Below are 21,802 nucleotides of genomic sequence, written 5' to 3'. Positions count from 1 at the left end.
CATCCCGACGCCGTCCAGTAATTTTTGCCTAGACGCTCACCAGCGGTGCAATAGTGGCCGCCCATTCCGCTGACCCGACATCGTTTGGATGGACGCCGTCGCCGATTGATGCGTTGCTATTGGTGGTCAACGACAGACCGTTGATCAGGATGTTGTTCGCATCGGCCAACTCGGTCAGTGCGTCGGCCGTGGCCTGTCGATAGTCGGCGATCTTGAACGTCAGCTCATCCCGACCGGCCGAGATCCAATTCGAAGTGATCACATAGAGCTTGGTCGTCGGCTTGAGTGCCCTGAAATTGTTGATCAGCGCCTTGTAATTGTTCTTGTAGGTGAGCAGCGGAACTTGGTCGGTGCGATCGTTGTAGTCGTAAATCGAAAAAGCGACGTTCGGATTGGCCTGCCCAAGCACGGTGCGATCCGCAGCGCTGGTGTTGAGGCGCCTGCTGCCATTGGCCAGGTTGACGTGCTGCCAGCCCTTGGCACGGCAAAGCAGTTCGAACCAATGGTATCGAGCAGCAGATGCCTGGAAGCCATGCCCCCTGCTGTCGCCAATGATCACCGCGCGAGGCAGTGTTAAACGCTTTGCCGGTGCCGTGATCGTTGCCCCGTTTGGGATTGTGACACCCAAGAAACGGGTGCTCATACCATAGGGCATGACAACCTCGATGTGCCGATCGGCGACCGAAGTAAAGGTGACCGGCACGAACGTTTTGCCGACAGCCGAGCCGATCGTGAACGACTGGAAGAAAGCACCGTCGACATAGATGGCGCCGACGCCGTTGGTTGACGCCCCAGACAGGCCAGGATTGAAGACGTGGAGCGTGAGTTCCCGCGCTCTGGTGTTGAAATGCCGACGCCAGCCTGGGGTCGTGTGTTGATAGTTGCTGCTGACGATCGGCCGCACCAGGCTCGCCTCGGCGGCCGAAAGCGACAGGGCGCCGTAATAGTCGCTGTCTTCGATCCGGCTGTCGTTCGGCGCGATGTTGATCGTCGGCTCGTTGCCTGGCCAGCCGAAGGCCGTAACGTTGAGGATTTCAGCGTCAGCCGAAGCGCGCGGAACGACAATGATCTCCTCGATCCATCCACCCAGCGGGGTCAGGCCAGGGGGACCCATCGAGCCGAAGCGCAAGATCGAGACGGCGGGCTCGGTGAAGACGGTATCGGTGGTGCCCAACGTACCATCCATGCCAAAGCCGGCAGCGCCGGCAGTCACGCTGGCCATGGTCCGGTGACGAATGTCGGGATCGCCAGCCCCGGCCAGGATGTTCATCTGCAGAACATTGGCATTGAACATCTGCAAGGCGCCGACGGTGATCGACGAGAGCATTGCCATGATGCGATTGTTGGCCGTGCCGTCATCCAGGCACCAAATGCCACGCGTCGCGGTATTGGTCGCTTCGGTCGAGACAACGGCATAAACACTGAATGTCGAGAAATCGCCGGGCAACGCCGAGGTCGGCATGGTGATGACATCCGCCGCCCGTGCAAACGCGGCAGTAGTTGTCGGCATCGGCGACGACGCGTAGGTGACGGAGCCCGGCTCGTTCTGAACGCAATCGATAGCGATCGCATCACCCGACGTCGCGAGCTTGAACATCACCGTCGGATTGGCAAGCGTCTGGTTGGGGATAGCAAGCCGCGCCCACCGAGCGGTCGGCGCGATGACGGTCCACGTCGCTCCCGCATCCATTGACATCGAGACAGCGCCGCTGCCGGTCACGCGCTTGACATAGGCGTCCTGTGCGCGGGGAAATGAGGCTTGCGTGATCGCTTGGGAAACTGTCGCATCGGCAGCTGTGGCCGTCAGCAATGATGCGGAATTGGCGACACCGTCGATGCCGACCTGGCTCTGCGCCACGGTCATGTTCGTTGCGACCCAGACCAGGGCTGACGACGAGATCGTCTTTGTCGCGCCGCTTGTCGCGCCGGTAAGCGTCCCGGTCATGGCGCCAGCGCCACCCGAAAGTGCAAAGATGCTCGACGTCGAATTTGCTGCGCGATAGATGCCGGTGCCACCACCGGAAGCCGTAACCGTCTCACCATCAACGAAGGTGCCGGCTCCGCCGGTGACGGTTAGCTGGTGAGTGATGCTGAGGGACCTGCTCTGCAGAACGACATTGGAGCGGGCGCTTTCGACGCGAAGCCCCTTACGAGAGAGCGTGACCGGGTCGTGGTCGAAGCGCAGCATATTGGCTGGGACAGCTTCCATGAAGCCGAGCGCGTTAAAGCGGTAGGTGACCCCGGCGTTCGAAACGGCGATCTTTGAGGCTACCGGCCCAAGGAAGCGCTTGGCCGCGTTCTCGGAGTCCTTGATCAGAACGGCCGGTGTGCTTTCCGCAAACAGGAACGCAGCGCCACTGTCCTCGTAGGCTAGGCGGCTGGCGAGCCGATCCGCGACGGCGGCATCAATGGTCGGCAGAGACCTGCCGCCGGTATCCGTCGCCGCAGGCCCAGCCGTCACATTGTGCAGTCCAAGCACGCCGGTCGAAACTTCGGTCCAGAAATACTCGCCGACGTCGACATTCCTGCCGAGCACGACCGCCGCCGCCGCGCCCGCCAATCCCGCCGATGCCGCGAAGCTGAAGGTCGGCGCCGCCGTGTAGGAGCCCGGCGCGGTGATCAGGATTTGCGTCAGCGCGCCGCCGGTGACGACGAAGCGGCCGGCCGCGCCCGAGCCGGCGCCGCCGGTAAACGCCAGGTCGAAGGTGCCATTCGCGCCGCCAGAGCCCGCCGTGATCGCGCCGCTGCCGACGACGCCAAGGCCGATTGCCGCCGCGATGGTCGGAAAGATGCCCTTGCCAAACAGAGACGCATCGCGCGCGGCCTGGGCGCCGGCCAGGTTGGCCGCAGTGGTGACGACGTCGGCGGCGGTTAGTCCGGCATTGGCGGCGGAGGTGGACGCGCTGGCCGCGGCCTGGCCGGCACTGGCCGCGGTGGCATGCTTCAGCCCTGTGTTTCATCGCGCAGCGATTCCACCGCACCGACCACCTGCGAAATGTCGGGCGGCACGAACGGCGCAATGGTAATGGCATCGCTGCCGACCACCGGCGCGTCGGCGCTGAATTCAAACACCCGGCCGGCATTGACCGACCCGATCTGGGTGTGGACCGTCGTTCCCTTCTGCAAGGTGCGGGCGGTGCGGGCGTCGGCGGCGCGGAACCATTCGCCTTCGCTCACCGTGTAGATGCCGTTCTGTCTTTGGTCGGCCTGGTCCTTGACCAGCACGCGGTCCCCGACCTCGCACGGCACGCCGTCGATGGCCTGCAGGCCATGAAGCAGGATGTTGGCCGTAGTCGCCAGGCGCACGGGTTCGCGTTCGCCGGTCAGAAGTCGAACGGCGGCAGTTGCGGGTCGGGCCATCAGGCTTGCTCCATGAAAAAAGCCCCGCAAAAGCGAGGCTTGAAAGTGCTCTATGATTTCAGCGGGCGCGGGACGCGCGGTCTATGGCACATCGGCGGTTTGGGTAACTTCCGGCCTCGGAGAGCGTTGCTGCGGTGCAGAACCTTTGATCGCCGAGGGACAGCGCCCCCCTCTGTCCTGCCGGACATCTCCCCCACTTGGGGGGAGATCGGCAGCTTCGCCTGCAGCGCCTTTTCTGCAACGTTGAGGATTGGCGAAAGTGGTCGCGACAGCCGATCTCCCCCCAAGTGGTCCCAAGTGGGGGAGATGTCCGGCAGGACAGAGGGGGGCGCGAAGGATCGCTACGGAGGGCTTTTGTTCTGAGCCGTTGCCTTCTTCGGCTGATGTAACGGCATGACCCTACGGCAATCCGCCGACGCGCCCGACAACGCGCCTCTTTGTCCAGCCGGCGATTGTCAGTCCGCACGCCATGCCGGCGCAGTCGGCAACCCAGTCCAACCCATCCAGATCGCGCCCTATCAGTTGCGAGCCCTGAAGAACCTCGATCGCCGCGCCGGTAAAGGCGAGGACAAAAATCAGCTTTGCCTTGTGTTCCGGCCAGCCGAGGCTTCCCAGGGCCGCCAGCACCGCGAAGGCGATGGCGTGGTGCAGCTTGTCATCGTAAAGCGTGACGGCCGTGCCGAAATCCGGCAAGAACCGCGCCGGCAGAAGCGTGAGCAGGAGAACGCCGGCCAACGTGACCGGAAAAACGATCCTTGCCAGCATCGGATAAGACTCTAAGCGCAACAAGATAGGGTCAGTCCTTCATCTGATAGCCTGGACGGGCCAGGTGGATTTCCGTTCCAATGATCGCATCAGCGCTTGGGAATTTCAAATCCAGAACCACAAGCCTGTGTCGTAAGAAAGGCTGCCGTCGCTCTTATCACTATGGATAACGACCACATACCTGCGTGCATTGCCAGCGGCGATTTCAGGGACTTTGGGTTTTCCCATGAAAAAGCCTGCAGTTGATGCAACAGGGGCAGGTAACGAGAAAATCCAGCCCGGCCGCCTGGTTGCGGACATCAGTTTTGCGCCACCGAGGCGCCGGCCAGCCGGGCGAGCGCAGCCCTGTCGTCGGGCCTGAGATCAGCAAGGCGGTCATCGCCCGAAGCGGGCGAATTCGTCGCCGACAGATCAGTGCCTTCAGCGCCTGTGGTTTCACCGTCACCGGCCTGCGCGGCAGGCGCGGCGCCAAGCAGTTCAACAGCGCGGCCCGGATCCTTGGCGATCATCGCCTGGGCGAGCGCCTTTGCCGTGTTGCTGCGCCACGCAGTTTCGGCCGCTTGCCTGGCGACCGGGTTGCCCATCTTGGCGATGAAGTCGAACCCGCTCCGCCTGATCGCCTCGAACATTGCGGTGTCGTCCGGATTACTCTGCGCGATGGCATTGAGTTCCGCAGCCTGCGCCTTGGACCATTCGGCCTGCTCGTAGTCCTGGCGGCGCGCATATTGCTGTGCTGCCATGCGCGCCGAGCCGGCCAGCCTCAAAGCCTCTTTTTGCCTGATGAAGCTGGCGCGTTCGCTTTCCGGCATTTTCGGCACGGTGCTGTCAAAAATCTTGTCGAACAGGCCGGGCTTGACGACACCGTTGCGCGGGTCGACCTGGCCATACATGGCGTCGTGCAGCCCGCGGCCGTCGGCCGGCGCATTCTGGATCGCTTCTTTCTCGGCCTGGGCAATCTGCCCGTTCAGCTCGCGGCCAATGACCTCGGCGTCGAACGCATCCTGCTGCTGCTTCTGCTGCCGGAAACGCTCGGCGACGGCCGAGAGCTCGTCGCCAAAGCCCTGCATGGCGGCGCCGACCGGCGAGCTGTTGGGATAGGAAACTGCGTTGCCGGTGTCGAGCCGGCGCTGGGCGAGTTGAAGGGGGATGGTCGCCATCAGTAAAGCCCTCCGCCCGGCGCCGGCTGAAAGGCGCTGTTGCCGAACGTCACCGCTCTGCTCGGGTCGTACAGCCCGGAAAGGCCGGACACGAGATTGCCGCCTGCCCTGAAGATCGAGGCAGCCGCCGCCTGCCTGCCGGAAAAGCGCGAGATCGCGGCCTGCGTGGTCAAATTGTTCTGGCGCAGCTGCGAGCCGTACTGGATCGCCTTGATGTCGAGCTGGCCCTGCCTTGCATTGGCGGCGAGCACCTCGGTCGGCGAGCCCGACAGGGCGACGCCCGAGGCGCCGGCCCGGGCGCGCGCCTGCGACAGCAACAGATCCTGCTTGTGGCGTTCCTGGCCCTGCTCGAAGGCGGCGGCTTGCGCGTCGGCCCGCGCCTGCTGCTCATAGGCCCTGGCCTGGTAGTCGGCCATCTGCCGCGACTGCTGGCCCCCGACCAGCGCGCCGCCGACCGAGAGAGCCGTGCCGATAAGGGCAAGTGTGCACATGGTCAGCCGCGGCCCCGGCCACGCAGCGAAAATCTGGCCGCGATGCCTCCGACCGGCGCGCCGAGCGCCGGTCGCGGGTCGAGCGCGCCGCCGGGGCTGAGCAGCGACAGCAGCAGTCTGTCGGCCTGGATCGCTGCCGCGCTGAGACGAGCCGGGGCTGTCGCGTGCCGCTCGGTCATGGCGGCGCGCCGGATGGCGGTCGGGTTGATTTTCAGGTTGGCGACGCCGGCGGCGTCGAGCTGGCTGTTGGCGGTGGCGACGGCGCGGCGCAAGGCATCGGCGTCGAACAATTGCTGGCGCAGCTGCTCGACCAGCCATTGCGCCATGCGCCAGCGCTCGTCGAGGGCAGCGGCGTTTGCCCTGATCTCGTCGACGAGTGCGGCGATGTCGACGCAGGCTTCACTTTGCGCGGCGGCGCGGCGCTTGTTCGCCGCCTCACGGGTTTTCTCCAGCAGCGCAACGACGGCGTTGGCCTCGGAGAGCGCAGCGCGCGCCGTCGCCAGGTCGCCACGGCCGAACATCGCACGCCCCTTGGCCTTTTCCAGTTCCAGTTTGCGGGCGGCAGCATTTTTGAGGTCGGTGTCGAGCAAGGCGATGACGGCAGCAAAATCAGCAGCCGTCCGCGCTTTGCCGAGCGCTTCGGCATGGGGGGATGGGGTCATGGAGGTTGGGTCCTTTTTCGGAGAGTGAATTAGCCAAGGTCGGCGGGACAGCACCCCCCTCTGTCCTGCCGGACTGTCCGACAGGACTGAGGGGGGTGGGCGGGAACTCTACGGTTGGTGTTGAGGGCCCTAGGCCTCGGCGTCGAACACCGGCGTGAACGCCCGAATGGTGCACGGCGTCGGGTTGGTGTGGCGGATCTTCACCCGCCCCTGCCCTTCCCAACTATCATCGATCGGCACCTCCACGTTCCCGGTGAACAGGTTTGCCGAACTGCCAGGCGTCACGACCGAGGGAATGCGAACCGGCTCCCACCGACCACGCTGCATCGACGTGATCTCCAGCCCTGTGGTGTCCGTCTCAAACAGCGATAGAATGACCTTGCTGACCTTCTTTCGACGCCCGACGATCGAGCCGTCCCTGCCGCCAACATCTAGCTCCAGCGTATCGGCGCCGGCCTCATAGGGCAGGCCAACCTGCCATTTGGCAGCAGTCGCACCCCCAGGCAGGGAAACCGCCCCAGCGGCCACGGTAAGGTCATGATAGACTATACCATCCGCCAGGGCGTCGACGGTTTCGCCGTTGAGATGATCGAGCCCTGTGACCGTGGCTGTGGCCACGCCATCATAGGTCAGGCCGCAATCGACCTCGAAGGCGTCGGCCACCTCGCCATATTCGAACGGCACCGACTTGATTTCGATAGTGCGCCTGGTGGCGCCGCCGATGGTGCGCTTGACGATCAGCCACAGATCGTCATTGCCGTCCTGCCCCGGCGTCACCACGGCACTTTCAACGACGCCCCATAGCGAACCGGAGAACGCGCCGGCGATGCGATGCCGGTGCATGCCGCGGACTTCCTGCGAGGGCTGGTGCGTGTATCCCCCCAACTCCCCGTTATCCAGCGGGAACCACAGCACCGGGTCCGGATCGGTCTGGAACGCCAGTTCGACAACGCCCTGTTTCGGGATATGCTCGGAGACCTGGCCGACATCCTCCGAGGTGAATTTGCCGGTCGCGCTCTGGGTCAGTTCGGCAATCGATTTGCGCGACCTTGTGACGAACAGGAACGATTGCCCGGCGTCGACTGGGCGCAGCGGCGCGCAGCCGAAGGTGCGCGAGCGGCGGTTCTTGAACGATGACGGCGTCAGCGCTTCATCGATGCCCGAGCCGGACAGCGCCCGGATGCCGCCCAGTGTGCCAATGATCAGCGCCCCGTCGGATTCGGCAATCCAGGTGATATCGTTGGCCTGGCCGCCGCCGGCCTGGACGAACTCCAGCGCGGCGTCGTCCTTTTCGCCGGTGGCGAAATTGTCGAAGTCGCCGGTTGCCGAGGCATAGACCGAGAATTTTCGGCTGAAGGCCAGGCGCTCCTCGTACAGCGAACCGCTTTCGACGTATTTTCCGGGAACGAAGGTGCCGAGGCGCCAGCGGGCGATCGGGCTGAGATTGGGCAGCGCATGCCCATAGAGCCTGACTTTGACCACGGTCGCGCTGCTGCGGCTGGTGATGCGCGCCCAGCGCCAGACAGCATCCGAGCCGAGCAAGCGAATGGTCCGGCCGACATCGCTGGTCTGGAAGCCGGTGCCGCCATTGATGCCGACGATCGAGGATGCCGTGAGGTCGAACGGCGTCTGGCTGTCGCCGCCTTCGTGCCAGCCCATTTCGGCGATGTCGAGGTTGCTGTCGTCCTCCGATCCCGAAATAGTCAGCCGATAGGCCTGATAGGCGGTCTCGTTCTGGAACTCATAAAACCGCACCTCGCCGCGCGACCAGCCGGTTTCCGCCGTCCGGCTGTCAAGCGAGATCCAGTTGGTGCCGTCAAAGCCCTGGAAATCCCAGGCCACCGCTGCCCGAGGATTGCCGCTTGCTCTCGCCCTTAGCCAGTAAGCGTCGCAGACCTTGGTCGTGGCGCCTGCAAAATCATAGGATACGTCGCCGGTGGTCGCGCCAAAGCTGAGGTTTGTTCCGTTGTCGCGGTCGAACGCATGCCAGGCGGTGCCGGCGGTTGCAGCAGCGGTCCCGGTTGGCAGCGTATCGCTGGTCATTTGGGGATGGACAGCACCTGTCTCGGCGGGCGTCAGCGTGGTCGCGCTTGTGTTGATGTCGTCATAGGGGCCGTCGAGAAAGACGAACTCGGCCAGTGTCCAAGTGGTGTGCCCCGTGCGGGTGAGAACCTGCGGCAGGTGGTTTTTGTGGGTGATCCACATCTGGTCGGCGGACTGGACGAATTGCAGGTCGAACAGATCGGCTTCGAGATAGGGTGTCGCCACTTCCACCGTGCCGACGCGGGCGCCATAGGCATGGACGCGGATGTAGAGATCGCCGAATTCGAGCGCATAGGCCTGATCCGCCGAGAAGATGAACGGGATCAGCCGCGTCGCTTTGGCAGAATCCTTCGCCTCGGCGCAGAAATAGGTGCCGCCGCGCTTGCGAATGCCACCATGCGGGAGCGTCAAAAAGTTTTCGCAGCGGGAGAGTGCACCCCGGTAAAGATCGAGCGAGGCGCGGGCGTGCAATCGCGGACTGATTTCGCCACGGACGAAGGTGTCCTGGATGGGATAGAGCATCGTCATCAGGCGCGCCAGTAGCCGCCGCGCTGGATCGCCCAGGACGACGTTGAAAACCTGCCGCCACGCTGGATGGCGTTGGCGTGGAACGCCGCGTCCAGCGCCGCGCTATAGGCACCGCGGGCGATGTCGATCATGCCCGCCTTGTGGGTCAGCGGATGCGCGATCTTGACGGCAAGCGCTGCAACCAGCACTTCGGTGAACGTCGCGTCCCAGTCGTTCGGATCGGTGAGGTTGGCGATATAGCGGATGATGCGAGGGGAAGGCTGGTCGCAATAGATCAGCCCGGCTTCCTGGCGCCACGCGATCGGCACGCCATCCGGCTCGCCATTGTGGGTCAGCGGCAAAACCCGCAGGCAGTCCACGGGCAATCATAGGCAAAGTTCAGCGTGCCGGCGCCACTGCCGGTATCGGACCCGGCGACGGCAGCCGCCAGGATTGCGAACACCCAGGCATGTTTCATCAGCTCCGCCTCGCGGGTCAGGTCGAAATGCAGGTTGAGCAGGCGGGCCGGTTTGACATCCTGGTCAAGGCTGTCGACCGTCGCCTCGTCGAGAACGCCGAGCGCCATGTTGGCGATGTCGAGCGGGGTGATGGCCATGGTTTTGGCCTCCATCAGTGTGGATCGGGAAAAGGGCGTTGTCGGTGAAGCTGCCAATCTCCCCACCCGTGGGGGAGATGCCAAATTTTGGCAAAGAGAGGGCAGGACAGAGGGGGGCGCCACAGAACGCCACCGCAGGAAACTGGCAGCGTGCGCCACCTGACAGTATGCAGTTTCACAATATCGCTGTGTGGATCGGAAAAGCCGCTCCGGTTGGGGTGGGATTGTGAGGAAGGTCGCGTTCCGTGGCGCCCCCCTCTGTCCTGCCGGACATCTCCCCCACTTGGGGGGAGATCGGCGGTTTTAGCGCCCCGCTAGTCCTGCAATGTTGAAGGTTGGCGAAAGCGGCAGTGACAGCCAATCTCCCCACCCGTGGGGGAGATGCCAATTTCTTGCCTAAGAGGGGCAGGACAGAGGGGGCGCCACAGAACGCGACCGCAGAAAACTCGCAGCGTGCGCAACCTGATAATATGCAGTTTCCCAACATCGCCGCGCAACGCGGCGATGACATCCTGCGGCGTCAGCCGAAGTGTACGCTCGTCGGCCGCCCGCGCGACTTGGCAAAGGCGCTTGCTGGCAATTTTTCGGCGCCTCTCGCCATCGCCAAGCCCCTGTCGAGGGCTTCCTGAAGACTTGTCGTGTAGTAGGCGGTGTTTTCCAGGCCGCTGAAGAAGTTGATGCGGTGGAGTTCGCCCTTTTTGCTTATGACAATGCCCGCTTTTCGAAGCACATCCTGAACCGCCTTGTAGGTCATATCCATGGCCACCCTCCCATTGCAAAGACATGACAGCATCGCCCTCTTGTGTAACCGTTTGGTGGCGGCAATTGATCAATGTGCAACAACAACAATTTTGGGGCAGCACGGCGCGTGAATTGGGATTCGCCACATCGGCCGACCGGATGTCCAGAAGGGCGGGACCTCTGACGCCCCGCCCCTTCCGGTCCGCTCAGGCTTCCGTCGTCTTCAGCGCGATGAACGTCATGTGCTTGACGCTCGACGCCGTGCGGTCCCAGTTCGCCGCCAATGCCAGTTCGGCATCGGTCGCAAACTCACCCGCCGTCGACGCGTCGAGGAAGCGGGTGCCGGGCACATGCGGAACAAAGTGCCGGCGGGCGACCATTTCGGTGACGCCGCCGCCATGGCCCTGGCGCGGCTTGCGGTCGAACTCCAGCGGCCCGCCTTCGGTATTGACCGGCAGCTCGTTCCACAGGATTGCCTTGTCCTTGAACATGAACGCCGTGTAGACGCCCGACGCCACCGGGATGTCGTCGTCGATGACCGCCCGCAGCCCCATGTAATAGGGGATCAGCGGCCCGCCCTGCTCGGACGGCGGCACATAGTCGATGAGGTCGGCGAGCTTCAACGCCTTCATCTGCTTGGAGTGCATCCAGATCGTCTTGAACTTGTCGGCGCGGTCGCCCATCAGATAGGCGGCCTCGATGATGTCGGTGTCGACGATGGAGGCGCCGGTGATGCGGACGAGGTCGCCGGCATCATTGGCGACGTTGTCGGCCAGCACCCCTTTCAGGATGCCGAGCAGCGTCAGCTTGTTGGCACGCTGCCAGTAGTCGGTCTGGCGGCGCACGATCAGCTTCTGCGGGTCGTCGCCGGCCAGGATCGAGGTCAGGTCCGGAATGCCCCACGCCTGGGCGCGGACATTGCGGGCGGCGACCTCGCGGCGCGCGCCGATCTTCTTCATCTCGATCGAGTCGGCCGGATCGTCATTGACCGGCTCGGACGGATCGCTGCCGAGATCCTTCCAGCCGGGCATGTCGACGGAACGCCCGCCCATGGAGAGCTTCGAGGCGATGGCCGGGTCGGAAAACAGGATCCCGGCCTGGTAGATCTCGAGCGACTGGACGTGCTCCTCGAACGAGTATTGTGCATAGACGGACGGAACGATCGCGTCCGCGATGCGGGTATAGGCGTCTGCCATTTTTTCTTTCCTTCAGGGGTTGATTAACGGCTGCGCCCCCTCACCCAGCCTCCGCTTCGCTCGGCTGACCTCTCCCCGCGGGGGAGAGGAGACTTGCAACGTCGGCGCCAGCCTCTTCTCCCCACCGGGGAGAAGGTGGCCGCCCACGGGTCTTGCCTCCGGCAAGCCCGAGGACAGGCTCCGCGGCCGGATGAGGGGGCTTCGGATGTATGCCCTGTCTCACAAGGGGTTATTTTGTATCCACAGATCGGGGTTTTCGCCGGCCTCGCGTGCCAGCCGGCGGGCGCGGACGGGGTCGCTTCTGACGAGGGCCGAGATATCGGTCAGGTTGCGTTCGCCGGCGGCGTTGCGCTTGAACGGATTGCCTCCGCTCAAAGCCGCGCCGCCGTCGATCGTGTCTTCCCGGAACATCGCCTCGCCGACCGCGTGGAACGCCTTGGCGATCTGCGGATCGGTCAAGGCGCCGTCAGGCAGGAGGATGCCCTTCGCCTTGTAGGCTTCGACCAGGCCGAGCTTCTTCATCGCCCGGTTGGCGACCTCCAGTCGCTGGCGAAAGCCGTCGCTGTCGGTCGGTCCCCAGTCCCGGACCAGGTCGTCGTGAGTGGCCTCGACCGAACGGGCAAGGGCGATCTGCTGCGCCTTGGCCTGTTCGGCCATGTAGCCGACGAAGCGGTCGTGATAGGCCTGCGCCACCTTCGGCGTGGCGCCGGCCTCGACCGCCCACGCCTTCGACGCGTTGGCGAGTTCGTCCGAATAGGCGAAGTGTTCGGGAAGCCCGTCGGGGCGCCTGTACTCGACCTTGTCGGGCGATGTCAGCGGGCGCATCGCCTCAGGCAGCCGGGCATGGAACCTGTCCCAGTCTTCCGCAGTGGCGTCCGCTGCGGGAATGCGCAGGCTTTCGCCCTGCAGCCGTTCCAGCTCGGCATAGGATGTGAGAACCCGGTCGAGGCTTTCAGGCCTGGTCCAGCCCTTGGTTTCAGCGAGCTTGCGGTTGCCTTCGGAAAGACCGTCAAACCAGCTGTTGCCGGCCGGCGGGGCGGACCCGTTGTCCCCGGCGGCCAGTGGGCCTGCCAAAGGGTCTGCAAGTGGCCCTGCAAGGTTGCCCGCCGGTGGCGACGCCACCACGGACCCGGCGTCTGCCAGATCTGTCATGAGAAAGATTCCTTCTTGTTGTTTGCAAATGGAAACGAGCACTGGCCAGTTCAGACAGGCGTGTTATTGGATTGTTCAGGGATCGGCTGGACCCGGCGGAATCGTTGCGGCCGCAGCCTGATTCCTTTCGACAGAGCCTGGCTCTATCGTCTTGTTCGAGTACGATCTTTCAGAGCCGGAGGCACGCACCGTCAAGACGAAAGAAACCATGTCGCATTTCGTGACAAGCGGTTGCCGCGGTTCCGCCGCAATGCAACCGCACTTGGCAAACACTTGGCAAAACCAGCCAGTGTATTAGTTCATAGGCTTCAACGGAGTATCAGACGATGACCATGTACAAAGCCATTGCCGCCCTGCTTGTGACTGCCGCGCTGGCAGGATGTGCACAGACCGAAGGGCAGCAAAGAGCCACCACAGGGGCCCTGGTCGGCGGTGCTGGCGGCGCTCTCGTCGGTCAGGCCCTGGGCCGCGACACCAAGAGCACGGTTATCGGCGCAGCCAGCGGCGCCCTGCTGGGGGCGGTCGTCGGCAGCGCGACAACGCCACAGCGGCGCGGCGAACAGCTTTGCCGCTATCAGGATCGCTACGGCCGCATCTACACCGCACCATGCGACGACCGCTACTACCGCGGCAATTATTGAGACGTTTGCGCTGGTCTTCCCTTCTCCCCTTGTGGGAGAAGGTGGCCGCGAAGCGGCCGGATGAGGGGTGTTCCAGAGACTACCGACGCCTCATTTCTTCCAGCACCCCTCATCCGTCTCGGCGCTTCGCGCCGATCCACCTTCTCCCACAAGGGGAGAAGGTGTCACCAACGCCGGTGCCTTACCCCTACCTCACCTCCAGCCGCGCCGCCTTCTCCAGCGCCGCCAGTTGCGCTTCGTCCAGCGTCAAAAACCCCATGATGTGCTGCACCACTTCGGCGCGCGCGTTGCTCAGCGCGCTGTGCAGCTCGAAGCCGTTCGGCGTCCTGGTCTTGGCCAGCCACTCGCCATAGGACGGGCGGCGGTAATAGCCGGTCGCCGCCGTCAGGTCGGCCAGCACCATCTCGCCGTCCTGGCCCGAAAACACCCTGAGATAGGCCCTGGTCAGCGCATCCTGCGCCTTGGCCGGGCCGCCGGCCTGGCGCGAATGGGCGAAGCCTTTGCCGCTCATGCGCCGCCCTCCTGCGGCATCAGCCCGCCAAAACTGTCGAGCAGGCCGCTGTCGCGGGCCTGAACCGCCGCCGGCACGGCATCCCTGGCAACCTTGCCGGCGGTGGCGATCGCCGCCATCCCGGCCTGCGCTTGTTGAGCCTTGGCTCTGGCGTCGCGAATCCCCGCCACCTCGTCCTGGCGGCGAAAGATGCGCTGCGGGCTGCGGCCGGCGCTCTGCACGATCTTCAGCGCCTCGTCGCCGTCGATATTGTCCATCACGTCGGGGTCGAACTGCGCCATCTGCATGGCCGTGGTCACCACCTGGATGGTATCGCGCGCCTCGGCCGAGCGGCGCAGCACGTCGAGCGGGCCGGTGAAGGTCGGCCGTACCGCCTTGCCGGCGAGGCTCGCCGGCGGCAGGAACCGGCTGTCTTCCTCATAAAGTCCTTTGTCCTCGAGGATAGCGAACTCGCGGTCGAGATTGGCGGCAAAGCCGGCCTGGATGATCGAGCCGGAGGGCCCGAGCAGCGCGCCCTTCTCCTCCTGCCGGATCAAGGCTTCAGTGGCCGTCATCTGCGGGTTCTGCACCAGCGTCTGGAACAGGTTGACGAACATCATGTCGCGGATCTCCTCGGCCCGGCTTTCCGCGTAGTTGAACGCATGGGTCGGGTTCTGTCCGGTGACGATCGGCGCAATCAGCGGCCGGCCATTGTCGTCGATCAGGCCCGGATAATTCTCGCCGGGATTGAGCACCGGCACATAGTCGAGCCGTGCCTTCGACGCGGTCGCCGGATCGGTGATCTGCTGCAGCGCCCTGAGGCCCGAGCGGCGCACGGCGTTTTCCTCGCGCACCGTGGTCAGCGCCTCGATGGTCGGCGAGATGCCATAGGGATCGCCCTCATAGCGGCGCCAGTTGAAGCACGATACCGGGAAGGAACGGAAACCGCTCTCCCTGACGATGACCTCCTCGTCTTCGACGACGTGATAGGAGGCGAACGCCGTGTCGAGATACTGGTAGGATCCGCCCAACCGGTACATCTTGGGCTCGTCGCGCGGCTGGATGCACTGGATCAGCGAAATTTTGGTCTCGCACTTGGCCGGATCGTCGACCAGCATTCTGATCCGCGCCGGCAGCTTGTCATAGCCAAGCAGCTGCGCCGCCTGCCGTGCCGTCCGCTCATAGCGGCGGTGGAAAATGTCGACCTGGCCCCAGCGGTTGCGGCAGAGATAGCCCTCGACCACCGGGATCGAGGCATAGCGGATCAGCGTGCCGCCAAAGCCCTCCTCGGCGTAGAGATAGGCCGGGCCGTAGCGCACGACGTTGCGCAGGCAGGCCTGCGTCGCCGGCACGAAGTTCGAATTGGCCGAATAGCGCAGCGCAAACAGGAAATCGCGAAGCGCTTCCGCCCATTCCTTCTCCTCCTCGCTCTCCTCGTCGTTCACAGCGGCGGTCGACAGCCCGTGCCATTTTTCCGACTGCGGGATGATCAGGCTTTCCAGCCCGGCAGCCAGCCGGTTGGCGGCCGAGTTGATGGTGTTGGCGTAGACACGGGCGCCGCGCCGCTCGTGCCGCTCGGCCTGCGGTTCCGCGCCCCGGCGCCCACTCCAGACATCGGGCGCGTCGGGGTCGCAGAATTCCGACACCGCCTCCCAGACAGCCTCATACCGGCTGCGCTCGCTCTCCAGTTCCGCCTGTCGCGACAGGATATCGTGGGCACGGGAATCGCTCGCCATGGCATTTCCTTGTTCGGTGGTATCAGCTTGTTCGAAGCCCAGATATTGCCAAGGCCAGGTCGAATTTTGCTCGCTTTTGCGATGTTCAAGGGGGCGCAGCGGCGACTCAAGGAGATCGATTTGACAATGACGGAAAGCCTACCCGGCGCCCTGAAGAGGCGAAGCAAGCAGGTTGCAAAGCGGCTGATCGGCTACGATTCCCGCAACTGGCTGCGCATCAGGCAGATCGAGGCGTTCACCGCGTTTCTTGAGGCCGACGGCCACAAATCCTCAGACGTGATCGAGATCTCGCCCGGCTGGAACCGCCATTGGAAGACGATGTGCTCGAACTATGCATCGGTCGATTTTCCCGAATTCGACATCTGCCAGGACCGCACCGACCGGCAATATTCCGTCGTCATCGCCGACCAGGTGCTGGAGCATGTGCAGCGCCCGTTTGCCGCGGCACAGAATATCCACGCCATGACCCGGCCGGGCGGCTGGGCGATGGTGGCGACGCCGTTCCTGTTCAGGGTGCATGCCAGGCCGCACGACTACAACCGCTGGACCCCCGCCGGCCTGAAGCAGCTGCTGGTCGAAGGCGGCTTCCCGGAATCCGGGATAGAAGTGTTCAGCTGGGGCAACAGAGCCTGCGCAAAGGCCCATATCGGCGGCCCGGTGCGCGCCTACGGCCTATGGCGCGACCTCAGCAACGACGAGGAATATCCGCTGATGGTCTGGGCGTTCGCGCACAAGCCGGGGTGAGCGCTGAAGAGCCTTGCCTTCTCCCCTTGTGGGAGAAGGTGGCCTCGCGAAGCGAGGTCGGATGAGGGGTGTTCCAGCTTGGCAATAGCGCAGAAATCCACTGCCTCATTTCTTCCAGCACCCCTCATCCGTCTCGGCGCTAACGCGCCGATCCACCTTCTCCCACAAGGGGCGAAGGGGTGCTCTTCACCCTTGCCGCGTCACCAATTTCGCATGCCGGCGCCAATACCACCGGCCAGCACGCGACTACGAAACGAGCGTCTCCTCCCACCCACATCACACCCCCAGCAGCACGCGGCGCCGGCCGGTGAGTTCGCTCGGCGACAGATCGGTCTTGACGGTGCTCGGCGTTCCCTGGCGCTGCTCGAGTTCAGCCCGAAGGGCTGCTTCGCGCGCCTGAACGTCCTTGTCGGCAATGGTCGGTGCCGGTGGCAACGGCTTCGGCGCCGGCGGCTTTTGGAAGAGGCACATGGTTCCAGCTTTCTCTTGTCCAGTCGTAGAGCAAAAAATCCTCGCCGTTGCGGCCGTAGCACGGCAGGCGGCAGCGTTGCGTGGCGCCAAGCTGGGCCAGCCAGCGCAGCGCCAATTCATTGGTGGCCAGCGCCCGCGCCTCGACCCGCCAGGCGCCGTGCGCGGCAACCTGCGGACCGAGCACGGCGTGAAAGAACTCGGTAATGCCAGGCACGCAGCGCTTCATGCGGCGCGTGCCCCAGCTCCAGGCGATCCATAAGCCGCCGCGCTGCTCGGCGGCGCCAAAACCGGCCTCCGGATTGCCGTTCAGCTCGGCGACATAGGCAAACCCCTGCAGCGCCGTCAGCGCCAGCAGCGCCGGCGACCATTCGTCGAACTGGCAGTCGATCTCCGTCAGGTCCTGGGGCCGCAGATTGGCGGCGATGTAGCTGAGGTCGCGCAGGGTGGCAGGGATGACGCGGCTTGGCATATCGGTTCACTGCCCCAGTCCGCTTACGGTACAGCCACTTCACTAGGTAGCGGCTGGAGCGGGTGACCTCAGTCCTGACTGGGCTTTCCGGACATGCGGTTGTCCATGTCGGTCAGCTTGGTCAGGATGCCTTCCTGCGCTCGCCATCGCCTGCTGAACGCGGATCAGTTTGAACGTGAGCCAGATCGTTACCCAAAGCTGCGGTACGAGATAAATCAGCATGGGTATCCACGAAATGACGGTCCCAAGAAGTGAGTTTTCCGGTTCCATAGTGCCCCCAGACCTACTGTTGCGGCGATATCTATTGCCGTTGGGCACCTATGAACGCAAGCTGCACGCTTGCGGTATTACCGTGCTCGTTCGTTGTCTCGTCCCTCACCTGAACGCCCAGTGGACCGCTCTGTCCTTTCGCCCGCCCCTCGCCGCCTTGAACTCCGCTGGGTCCACTGCCGCTTCCTGAGCATCATAACGCCATAACGTGTCGCCGCCATCAGCGGCACTGAGCCCTGGATCTAATCGGGTGCCGGTGGCGCGTCTAAGGGAATTGCCTCCAGGAATGCTCTGTGAGGTTCATCGCAAGCACAGATGTGCTTTTTTGGTCCTGCCGATTTTCGCCAAAGTGCGTCGACAATCTCCGTTCTTCGTGCGCTCTTTGGCGGATTTTTTTCGAGCTTGGCCTTCTCTCTCAACACGATGTGTGAGTGCGCATTTTCGCCAAGCTCTGGCGCGTTCTCAGCGTAAACCTCGTATATGTCATTAGCGGCGGCCATCGCGGCGGCAACGGCGATATCGTAGTATCCTAGATAGTGGACCGTATCCTGAAGCGGAACTATCGTCTGGCCCTTAGCTTTCGCCTCTTCAGCCTTACGTTCATTGCTATTTGCCGCGGTTCTGCAGCCGTAGGCGTGCACGTCGGGGTCGCTGGAGAGTTTGGCTCGCCAACCCACTGAAAGCAGCCAAGTCTTGGGTATCGTCTTTACCTTCGGCTCTCTGAAATAAATGAGCTTATCAGAGGCGAATGAGTTGCGAATCCCTTCGGTGGAAAATTGGGGGAAAATAGCACATCTCGCAACAATTTCATTGCTGCCCAACAAACTCGAGTCCGCCGCCATACTCCCCCGCCATTTTCAGAAGCCCCACGATCGAAGACTCGTGCAGAGATGAATGCTCCAAGATCTCGCTTTTCGAAGAGCTTGTCCGAAGCAAGGAGGCGACCCCTTCCGAGACAGTCATATACTGCCGTTCGGAGCCGCGCGCCCAACTGAACGTCACCGATTCTGAGTCGTGTGAAAAGACCTTCGGCACAGCAATCCCCGTAATATACAGGAGAGAAAGCGCAAAATGGGCGCCTTCTGCCGCCAAAACGTCGATGTGGTAATCCTCCTCAGCCGGGATCGCCGCCAGCGCTTCGATCGCGCTGTGAAGGTCAACGTACGCGGCACGGCGAAGCATGTCGGTAAAACTTCCGTTTGTCGACGTTGCTCCCGAATGATGAACTATCTTCGGTGTGACATAAAACGGAAGAGCAGCCGACGAGGGGGTCGTACTCGCGAGTACTGCGGCGGCAACCGAACCCCAGATCATAGCGGAGCTTGCAGTAGCGAACTGGTGGCCACTCTGACTATCGATCGGGTAGCCGCCTGCTCGGAAAAAAGGCGTAGCACCACTCATTTGACGTCTCCTAGGGTCTCGAACGCAACGCATCGGTCCACAACGCTTCCCAGTTTTTCCAGCACCGAAATTTGCCCGGCTGCGTCAAATGACTTCCCACTGGGACTGGGAACGGTATTTATATCTATAACATAGGACACAAAGTGGGCTAAGCCAACAACAGCTCCCACAGGCATGCCTTGCGCCGCTGGATTCAAGGAGACTTGCTGAACCTGCGCAACTTCAGCGCTCCACCGAAGGACTCGATTTATGTCGTACTGGCCAAGCTTAATTGCCTTATTCATCTGGAAAATGAAGTCGGCGGCACCGCTCAAATTGTGATCTACACCAAGGATTTTCCGGAACTCATCTCCAAAGCTCGACGCGTTTGGAAGACGCTTCGCAATCTTCACAACGAATGACTGGCGATATGTAGATGATCCAGTGAACTGGCAAAAAGCCTTTGCCTTTAAGAGACTGCTTTGAATTATGGCAAAGTCACTGAAAAACGGGAAATGAACGGGGTCTCTAGAGACAGGCTCAATGAACAAGTCCACGCGTCCCGGCACGGCTTGAATTCTGAATTGTGTCGCGTTCTCGATGGCTGAGGCGACAAGGATCGGGATAGGAGTCGCCGGAGGACGCTGTCTCTGTACCTGGTCCGGAACGATTCCTATGGCGTTCTGGAAAGTGGCTTCGATGTCCTTCGTAGCCTTCTCTTCAGGGGTAAACCACGCAAATTGCAGCGAATGGATTTCGTCAAAGGCCGTCAAAGAAATCCCCCACGCCATTTCCTCAGGCTAGCTTGGTCCTATTACATCAGGGTCGCCTTAGCAAATGATGAGTTTCAAGACCAGAAATTGACGTATTAGGCCAGCATCCGCAATAGCGATGCCAGCGTCGGCCGTAATTACCCAACAATTGGTCGGATGCCCGCGATCGCCAGCCCGCCCAGCACCCCGCGCTCAATGTTGCGGCGATAGGCCCGATGCCTTTCCTGATGCCGGCCCGATCATCACCCGGTTGGCAATGTCAGACCCTCACCTGAAAGCCCCCAGCGGATCGCTCTGCCCTGCCTTTCGCCGTGCCGTCTTGAACTCCGCCGGGTCGACCACCGCTTCCCTCAGCATCATCACGCCGTAGCGGGTCGCCGCCATCAGATCGTCGCGCAGTTTTACCACCTGGCCGTCCTTGCGGTGGTAGAGCCGAAACTCCTCGAACCAGGGCAGAAGCGTCGAAAACACCTTGAAGCGGCCGCTCTGCATGCGGTCGAGCATCTCCATCAGCCCGGCCTCGACCGACACCGAACCGTCGGCGAACTGCGCATGGCTGGAAAGCATGTTCAGCCCATGCGCGGCATACTGCCGGGCAAGTGCCACGCCTGCACCTTCCAGCGTTTCGCGGCGGCCGTCGCGCGGCCATGCCCAGGGCAACCATTCGCCCCACGGTTTTAAGGTCAGCGCCTGCATGGCCGGCGTTTGCTGCGAGGCGCGGCAGGCTTTTGCGACATAGACGACGTCGGCCTCCGTATCCCAGGCGAGCTCGACCGCTGCCGACGGATGATCCCAGCCGAAATCCAGCGCGCCGAGCCGCGGCCAATAGCGCGGCAGCCGGAACGGTTCGCAGGCAATCAGCTCCTCCGCCACCGGAAAGATGCGGCCGGAACCCAGCACCGGAATGCCCCTGGCCCGCGCCTCCCGCTCATGCGCCGGATAGGCTGATATGATCGCGGCGCGCTGCTGCGGCGTGTAATGCTCGGCATCGTCGATGGTCATGAAGGTGACGTGGCGGGTCATCGACATGCCCTCCCTGTTTTAGCATCAGAGCGCCAAAACTGGGGCCAATCTCTGCGTGTCATACTTGTTTTAAGAGAATAAAACCGACGATGCGGGATTTTCGGGATTCACCTTTATAGAGACGACATCCCCCACGTACTTGTCTGTGGTGCTCATTTCAAAGAAATTTCTGGCAACGCTTAAATACTCTACTCCGTTGAAATCGTATCTCACTTTTAAGTTGTACGTTGTTGGGTCGTTACTGACACATATTCTCTCGACTATCACAGACTTTACCACTGGCCAATATTCCGCCTCACGTGCAAACTTTCTTTGCTGCCACGTCGCTAAGATAAACCCAAAAAAGAAAAACAATAAAAACCCAAAAAAGACAATTTCAAACCAGAGCGGTACCTTTGGCGCCATAGGGCAAAATAACTCACCATGTCGGTGGGTGCAAGAAAACCAGGATTGCGGTAACCGCCAAAAATGACGCTCACTGCTCATCCGGCCGGCGCCCGCTCTTGGTGCTATCCGATTCTGCGCGTAGAGCAACGCTACTCACCTCCCATCCCCTCCACCTCTTCCGCCGACAGAAACAACAACACCACTTCAGACATGCCGAGCAACGGCGTGAAGGTGACGATGGTGATGCCGCCGGTGGCGTTGGTGCGGGTCAGGCCTTCGGAATAGATGTCGAGCGGCGGTTCCTCGTCGAACCAGACGCCGTGCAGCGTTTCGCCCTGCCACCTTTCGCGGCCCTTCTCAAAACTCTTGAACGACAGCACCGATTCGTCGGCCTGCACATCGCCGCCGCCGCCATGGCGCACGACGACGCTGTCCAGACCATGCGGCGCGCCGCGCCCCATGATGGTGCTGACAATGGCGTCGGCCGGGATCATGCCGGTGCCCCACGCCGCCGGCTGCTGCGGCGGGCCGACCAGAATGCGCTGCGGGTTGTCGCGCGTGCCCTCGGCGGTGACGCCGGCCGCCCACAACCGCACGGCCGTGTCAAAAACCTTGCCTTGCCACCACTCGGGATAGCGGCCGGTGAGATGCATCGCCCATTCGGCGCCGCCGGCCCTTGTCTTGCCGAGCTGGTTGCCGGCCATGAACAGGCGTTCTCGGTTGATAGC

24 protein-coding genes are annotated in these 21,802 nt (G+C 62.8%); 3 read left to right on the top strand and 21 right to left on the bottom strand.

Annotated elements, in window-relative coordinates:
• Positions 1-28: 28 nt before the first annotated feature.
• Entirely contained in the window at positions 29-2,560 is a 2,532-nt protein-coding gene (locus AC0L16_RS09935) for an SGNH/GDSL hydrolase family protein (RefSeq protein WP_473620499.1), read from the bottom strand.
• Positions 2,561-2,626: 66 nt separating this feature from the next.
• Here AC0L16_RS09935 and AC0L16_RS09930 point away from each other — a divergent pair, with 66 nt between their 5' ends.
• The gene (locus tag AC0L16_RS09930) at positions 2,627-2,875 is read left to right on the top strand and encodes a hypothetical protein (protein ID WP_473620497.1); all 249 of its coding nucleotides are present in this window, start codon (positions 2,627-2,629) and stop codon (positions 2,873-2,875) included.
• A 68-nt stretch (positions 2,876-2,943) separates the two neighbouring features.
• Here AC0L16_RS09930 and AC0L16_RS09925 read toward each other — a convergent pair whose 3' ends face one another.
• The 11 genes from AC0L16_RS09925 to AC0L16_RS09875 all read right to left on the bottom strand — a co-directional run bounded on the left by AC0L16_RS09925 (position 2,944) and on the right by AC0L16_RS09875 (position 12,690).
• Positions 2,944-3,360, bottom strand: coding sequence for a hypothetical protein (locus AC0L16_RS09925; protein WP_473620496.1), 417 nt, complete (start codon positions 3,358-3,360; stop codon positions 2,944-2,946).
• A gap of 399 nt (positions 3,361-3,759) precedes the next feature.
• Positions 3,760-4,125 carry a VanZ family protein gene (locus AC0L16_RS09920; protein ID WP_473620494.1) on the bottom strand — a complete coding sequence of 122 codons (366 nt, stop codon included), beginning with the start codon at positions 4,123-4,125 and terminating at the stop codon, positions 3,760-3,762.
• A 299-nt stretch (positions 4,126-4,424) separates the two neighbouring features.
• Positions 4,425-5,282: a hypothetical protein gene (locus AC0L16_RS09915; RefSeq protein ID WP_473620493.1), complete on the bottom strand. Its 858-nt coding sequence runs from the start codon at positions 5,280-5,282 to the stop codon at positions 4,425-4,427.
• The gene (locus AC0L16_RS09910; RefSeq protein ID WP_473620491.1) at positions 5,282-5,773 is read right to left on the bottom strand and encodes a hypothetical protein; all 492 of its coding nucleotides are present in this window, start codon (positions 5,771-5,773) and stop codon (positions 5,282-5,284) included. Before AC0L16_RS09910 ends, AC0L16_RS09915 begins: the two co-directional genes overlap by 1 nt.
• A gap of 2 nt (positions 5,774-5,775) precedes the next feature.
• Positions 5,776-6,435 carry a hypothetical protein gene (locus tag AC0L16_RS09905; RefSeq protein WP_473620489.1) on the bottom strand — a complete coding sequence of 220 codons (660 nt, stop codon included), beginning with the start codon at positions 6,433-6,435 and terminating at the stop codon, positions 5,776-5,778.
• A 129-nt stretch (positions 6,436-6,564) separates the two neighbouring features.
• Positions 6,565-9,006 carry a phage tail protein gene (locus AC0L16_RS09900; RefSeq protein WP_473620488.1) on the bottom strand — a complete coding sequence of 814 codons (2,442 nt, stop codon included), beginning with the start codon at positions 9,004-9,006 and terminating at the stop codon, positions 6,565-6,567.
• Entirely contained in the window at positions 9,006-9,365 is a 360-nt protein-coding gene (locus AC0L16_RS09895) for a phage connector family protein (protein ID WP_473620486.1), read from the bottom strand. Before AC0L16_RS09895 ends, AC0L16_RS09900 begins: the two co-directional genes overlap by 1 nt.
• Entirely contained in the window at positions 9,338-9,601 is a 264-nt protein-coding gene (locus tag AC0L16_RS09890) for a hypothetical protein (protein ID WP_473620485.1), read from the bottom strand. Before AC0L16_RS09890 ends, AC0L16_RS09895 begins: the two co-directional genes overlap by 28 nt.
• Before the next feature lie 520 nt (positions 9,602-10,121).
• Positions 10,122-10,355, bottom strand: a complete 234-nt coding sequence (locus AC0L16_RS09885) for a hypothetical protein (protein WP_473620483.1) — start codon at positions 10,353-10,355, stop codon at positions 10,122-10,124.
• Between the two features lie 193 nt (positions 10,356-10,548).
• Positions 10,549-11,538, bottom strand: coding sequence for a Coat protein (locus AC0L16_RS09880; RefSeq protein WP_473620481.1), 990 nt, complete (start codon positions 11,536-11,538; stop codon positions 10,549-10,551).
• A 219-nt stretch (positions 11,539-11,757) separates the two neighbouring features.
• Entirely contained in the window at positions 11,758-12,690 is a 933-nt protein-coding gene (locus AC0L16_RS09875) for a hypothetical protein (protein ID WP_473620480.1), read from the bottom strand.
• 326 nt (positions 12,691-13,016) lie between these two features.
• Here AC0L16_RS09875 and AC0L16_RS09870 point away from each other — a divergent pair, with 326 nt between their 5' ends.
• Entirely contained in the window at positions 13,017-13,331 is a 315-nt protein-coding gene (locus AC0L16_RS09870; protein ID WP_077382798.1) for a YMGG-like glycine zipper-containing protein, read from the top strand.
• A 187-nt stretch (positions 13,332-13,518) separates the two neighbouring features.
• On the opposite strand, the gene AC0L16_RS09865 is transcribed toward AC0L16_RS09870, so the two are convergent.
• Positions 13,519-13,842, bottom strand: a complete 324-nt coding sequence (locus AC0L16_RS09865) for a Bbp19 family protein (RefSeq protein ID WP_473620478.1) — start codon at positions 13,840-13,842, stop codon at positions 13,519-13,521.
• A complete protein-coding gene (locus tag AC0L16_RS09860; protein ID WP_473620476.1) occupies positions 13,839-15,557 on the bottom strand; it encodes a portal protein in 1,719 nt (572 codons plus the stop codon). Before AC0L16_RS09860 ends, AC0L16_RS09865 begins: the two co-directional genes overlap by 4 nt.
• A 126-nt stretch (positions 15,558-15,683) precedes the next feature.
• On the opposite strand from AC0L16_RS09860, the gene AC0L16_RS09855 reads away from it, so the two are divergent.
• On the top strand, positions 15,684-16,301 hold the full coding sequence (locus tag AC0L16_RS09855; protein WP_473620568.1) for a class I SAM-dependent methyltransferase: 618 nt from the start codon (positions 15,684-15,686) through the stop codon (positions 16,299-16,301).
• Between the two features lie 370 nt (positions 16,302-16,671).
• Here AC0L16_RS09855 and AC0L16_RS09850 read toward each other — a convergent pair whose 3' ends face one another.
• The 7 genes from AC0L16_RS09850 to AC0L16_RS09820 all read right to left on the bottom strand — a co-directional run bounded on the left by AC0L16_RS09850 (position 16,672) and on the right by AC0L16_RS09820 (position 21,778).
• On the bottom strand, positions 16,672-17,241 hold the full coding sequence (locus tag AC0L16_RS09850; RefSeq protein WP_473620474.1) for a hypothetical protein: 570 nt from the start codon (positions 17,239-17,241) through the stop codon (positions 16,672-16,674).
• Between the two features lie 512 nt (positions 17,242-17,753).
• The gene (locus tag AC0L16_RS09845) at positions 17,754-18,332 is read right to left on the bottom strand and encodes a hypothetical protein (protein WP_473620472.1); all 579 of its coding nucleotides are present in this window, start codon (positions 18,330-18,332) and stop codon (positions 17,754-17,756) included.
• On the bottom strand, positions 18,319-18,912 hold the full coding sequence (locus AC0L16_RS09840; RefSeq protein WP_473620470.1) for a hypothetical protein: 594 nt from the start codon (positions 18,910-18,912) through the stop codon (positions 18,319-18,321). Before AC0L16_RS09840 ends, AC0L16_RS09845 begins: the two co-directional genes overlap by 14 nt.
• Positions 18,909-19,664, bottom strand: coding sequence for a hypothetical protein (locus AC0L16_RS09835; RefSeq protein WP_473620469.1), 756 nt, complete (start codon positions 19,662-19,664; stop codon positions 18,909-18,911). The genes AC0L16_RS09840 and AC0L16_RS09835 overlap by 4 nt, the downstream gene beginning before the upstream one ends.
• A 267-nt stretch (positions 19,665-19,931) precedes the next feature.
• Positions 19,932-20,687, bottom strand: coding sequence for a phage terminase large subunit family protein (locus AC0L16_RS09830; RefSeq protein WP_091599009.1), 756 nt, complete (start codon positions 20,685-20,687; stop codon positions 19,932-19,934).
• A 69-nt stretch (positions 20,688-20,756) separates the two neighbouring features.
• Positions 20,757-21,092, bottom strand: a complete 336-nt coding sequence (locus AC0L16_RS09825) for a DUF3592 domain-containing protein (protein ID WP_473620566.1) — start codon at positions 21,090-21,092, stop codon at positions 20,757-20,759.
• Between the two features lie 131 nt (positions 21,093-21,223).
• Entirely contained in the window at positions 21,224-21,778 is a 555-nt protein-coding gene (locus AC0L16_RS09820) for a terminase large subunit domain-containing protein (protein WP_473620467.1), read from the bottom strand.
• Positions 21,779-21,802: the final 24 nt, after the last annotated feature.

This window comes from Mesorhizobium sp. WSM4848 (assembly GCF_055811375.1).
This window is presented reverse-complemented; position numbering and strand designations above follow the sequence as displayed.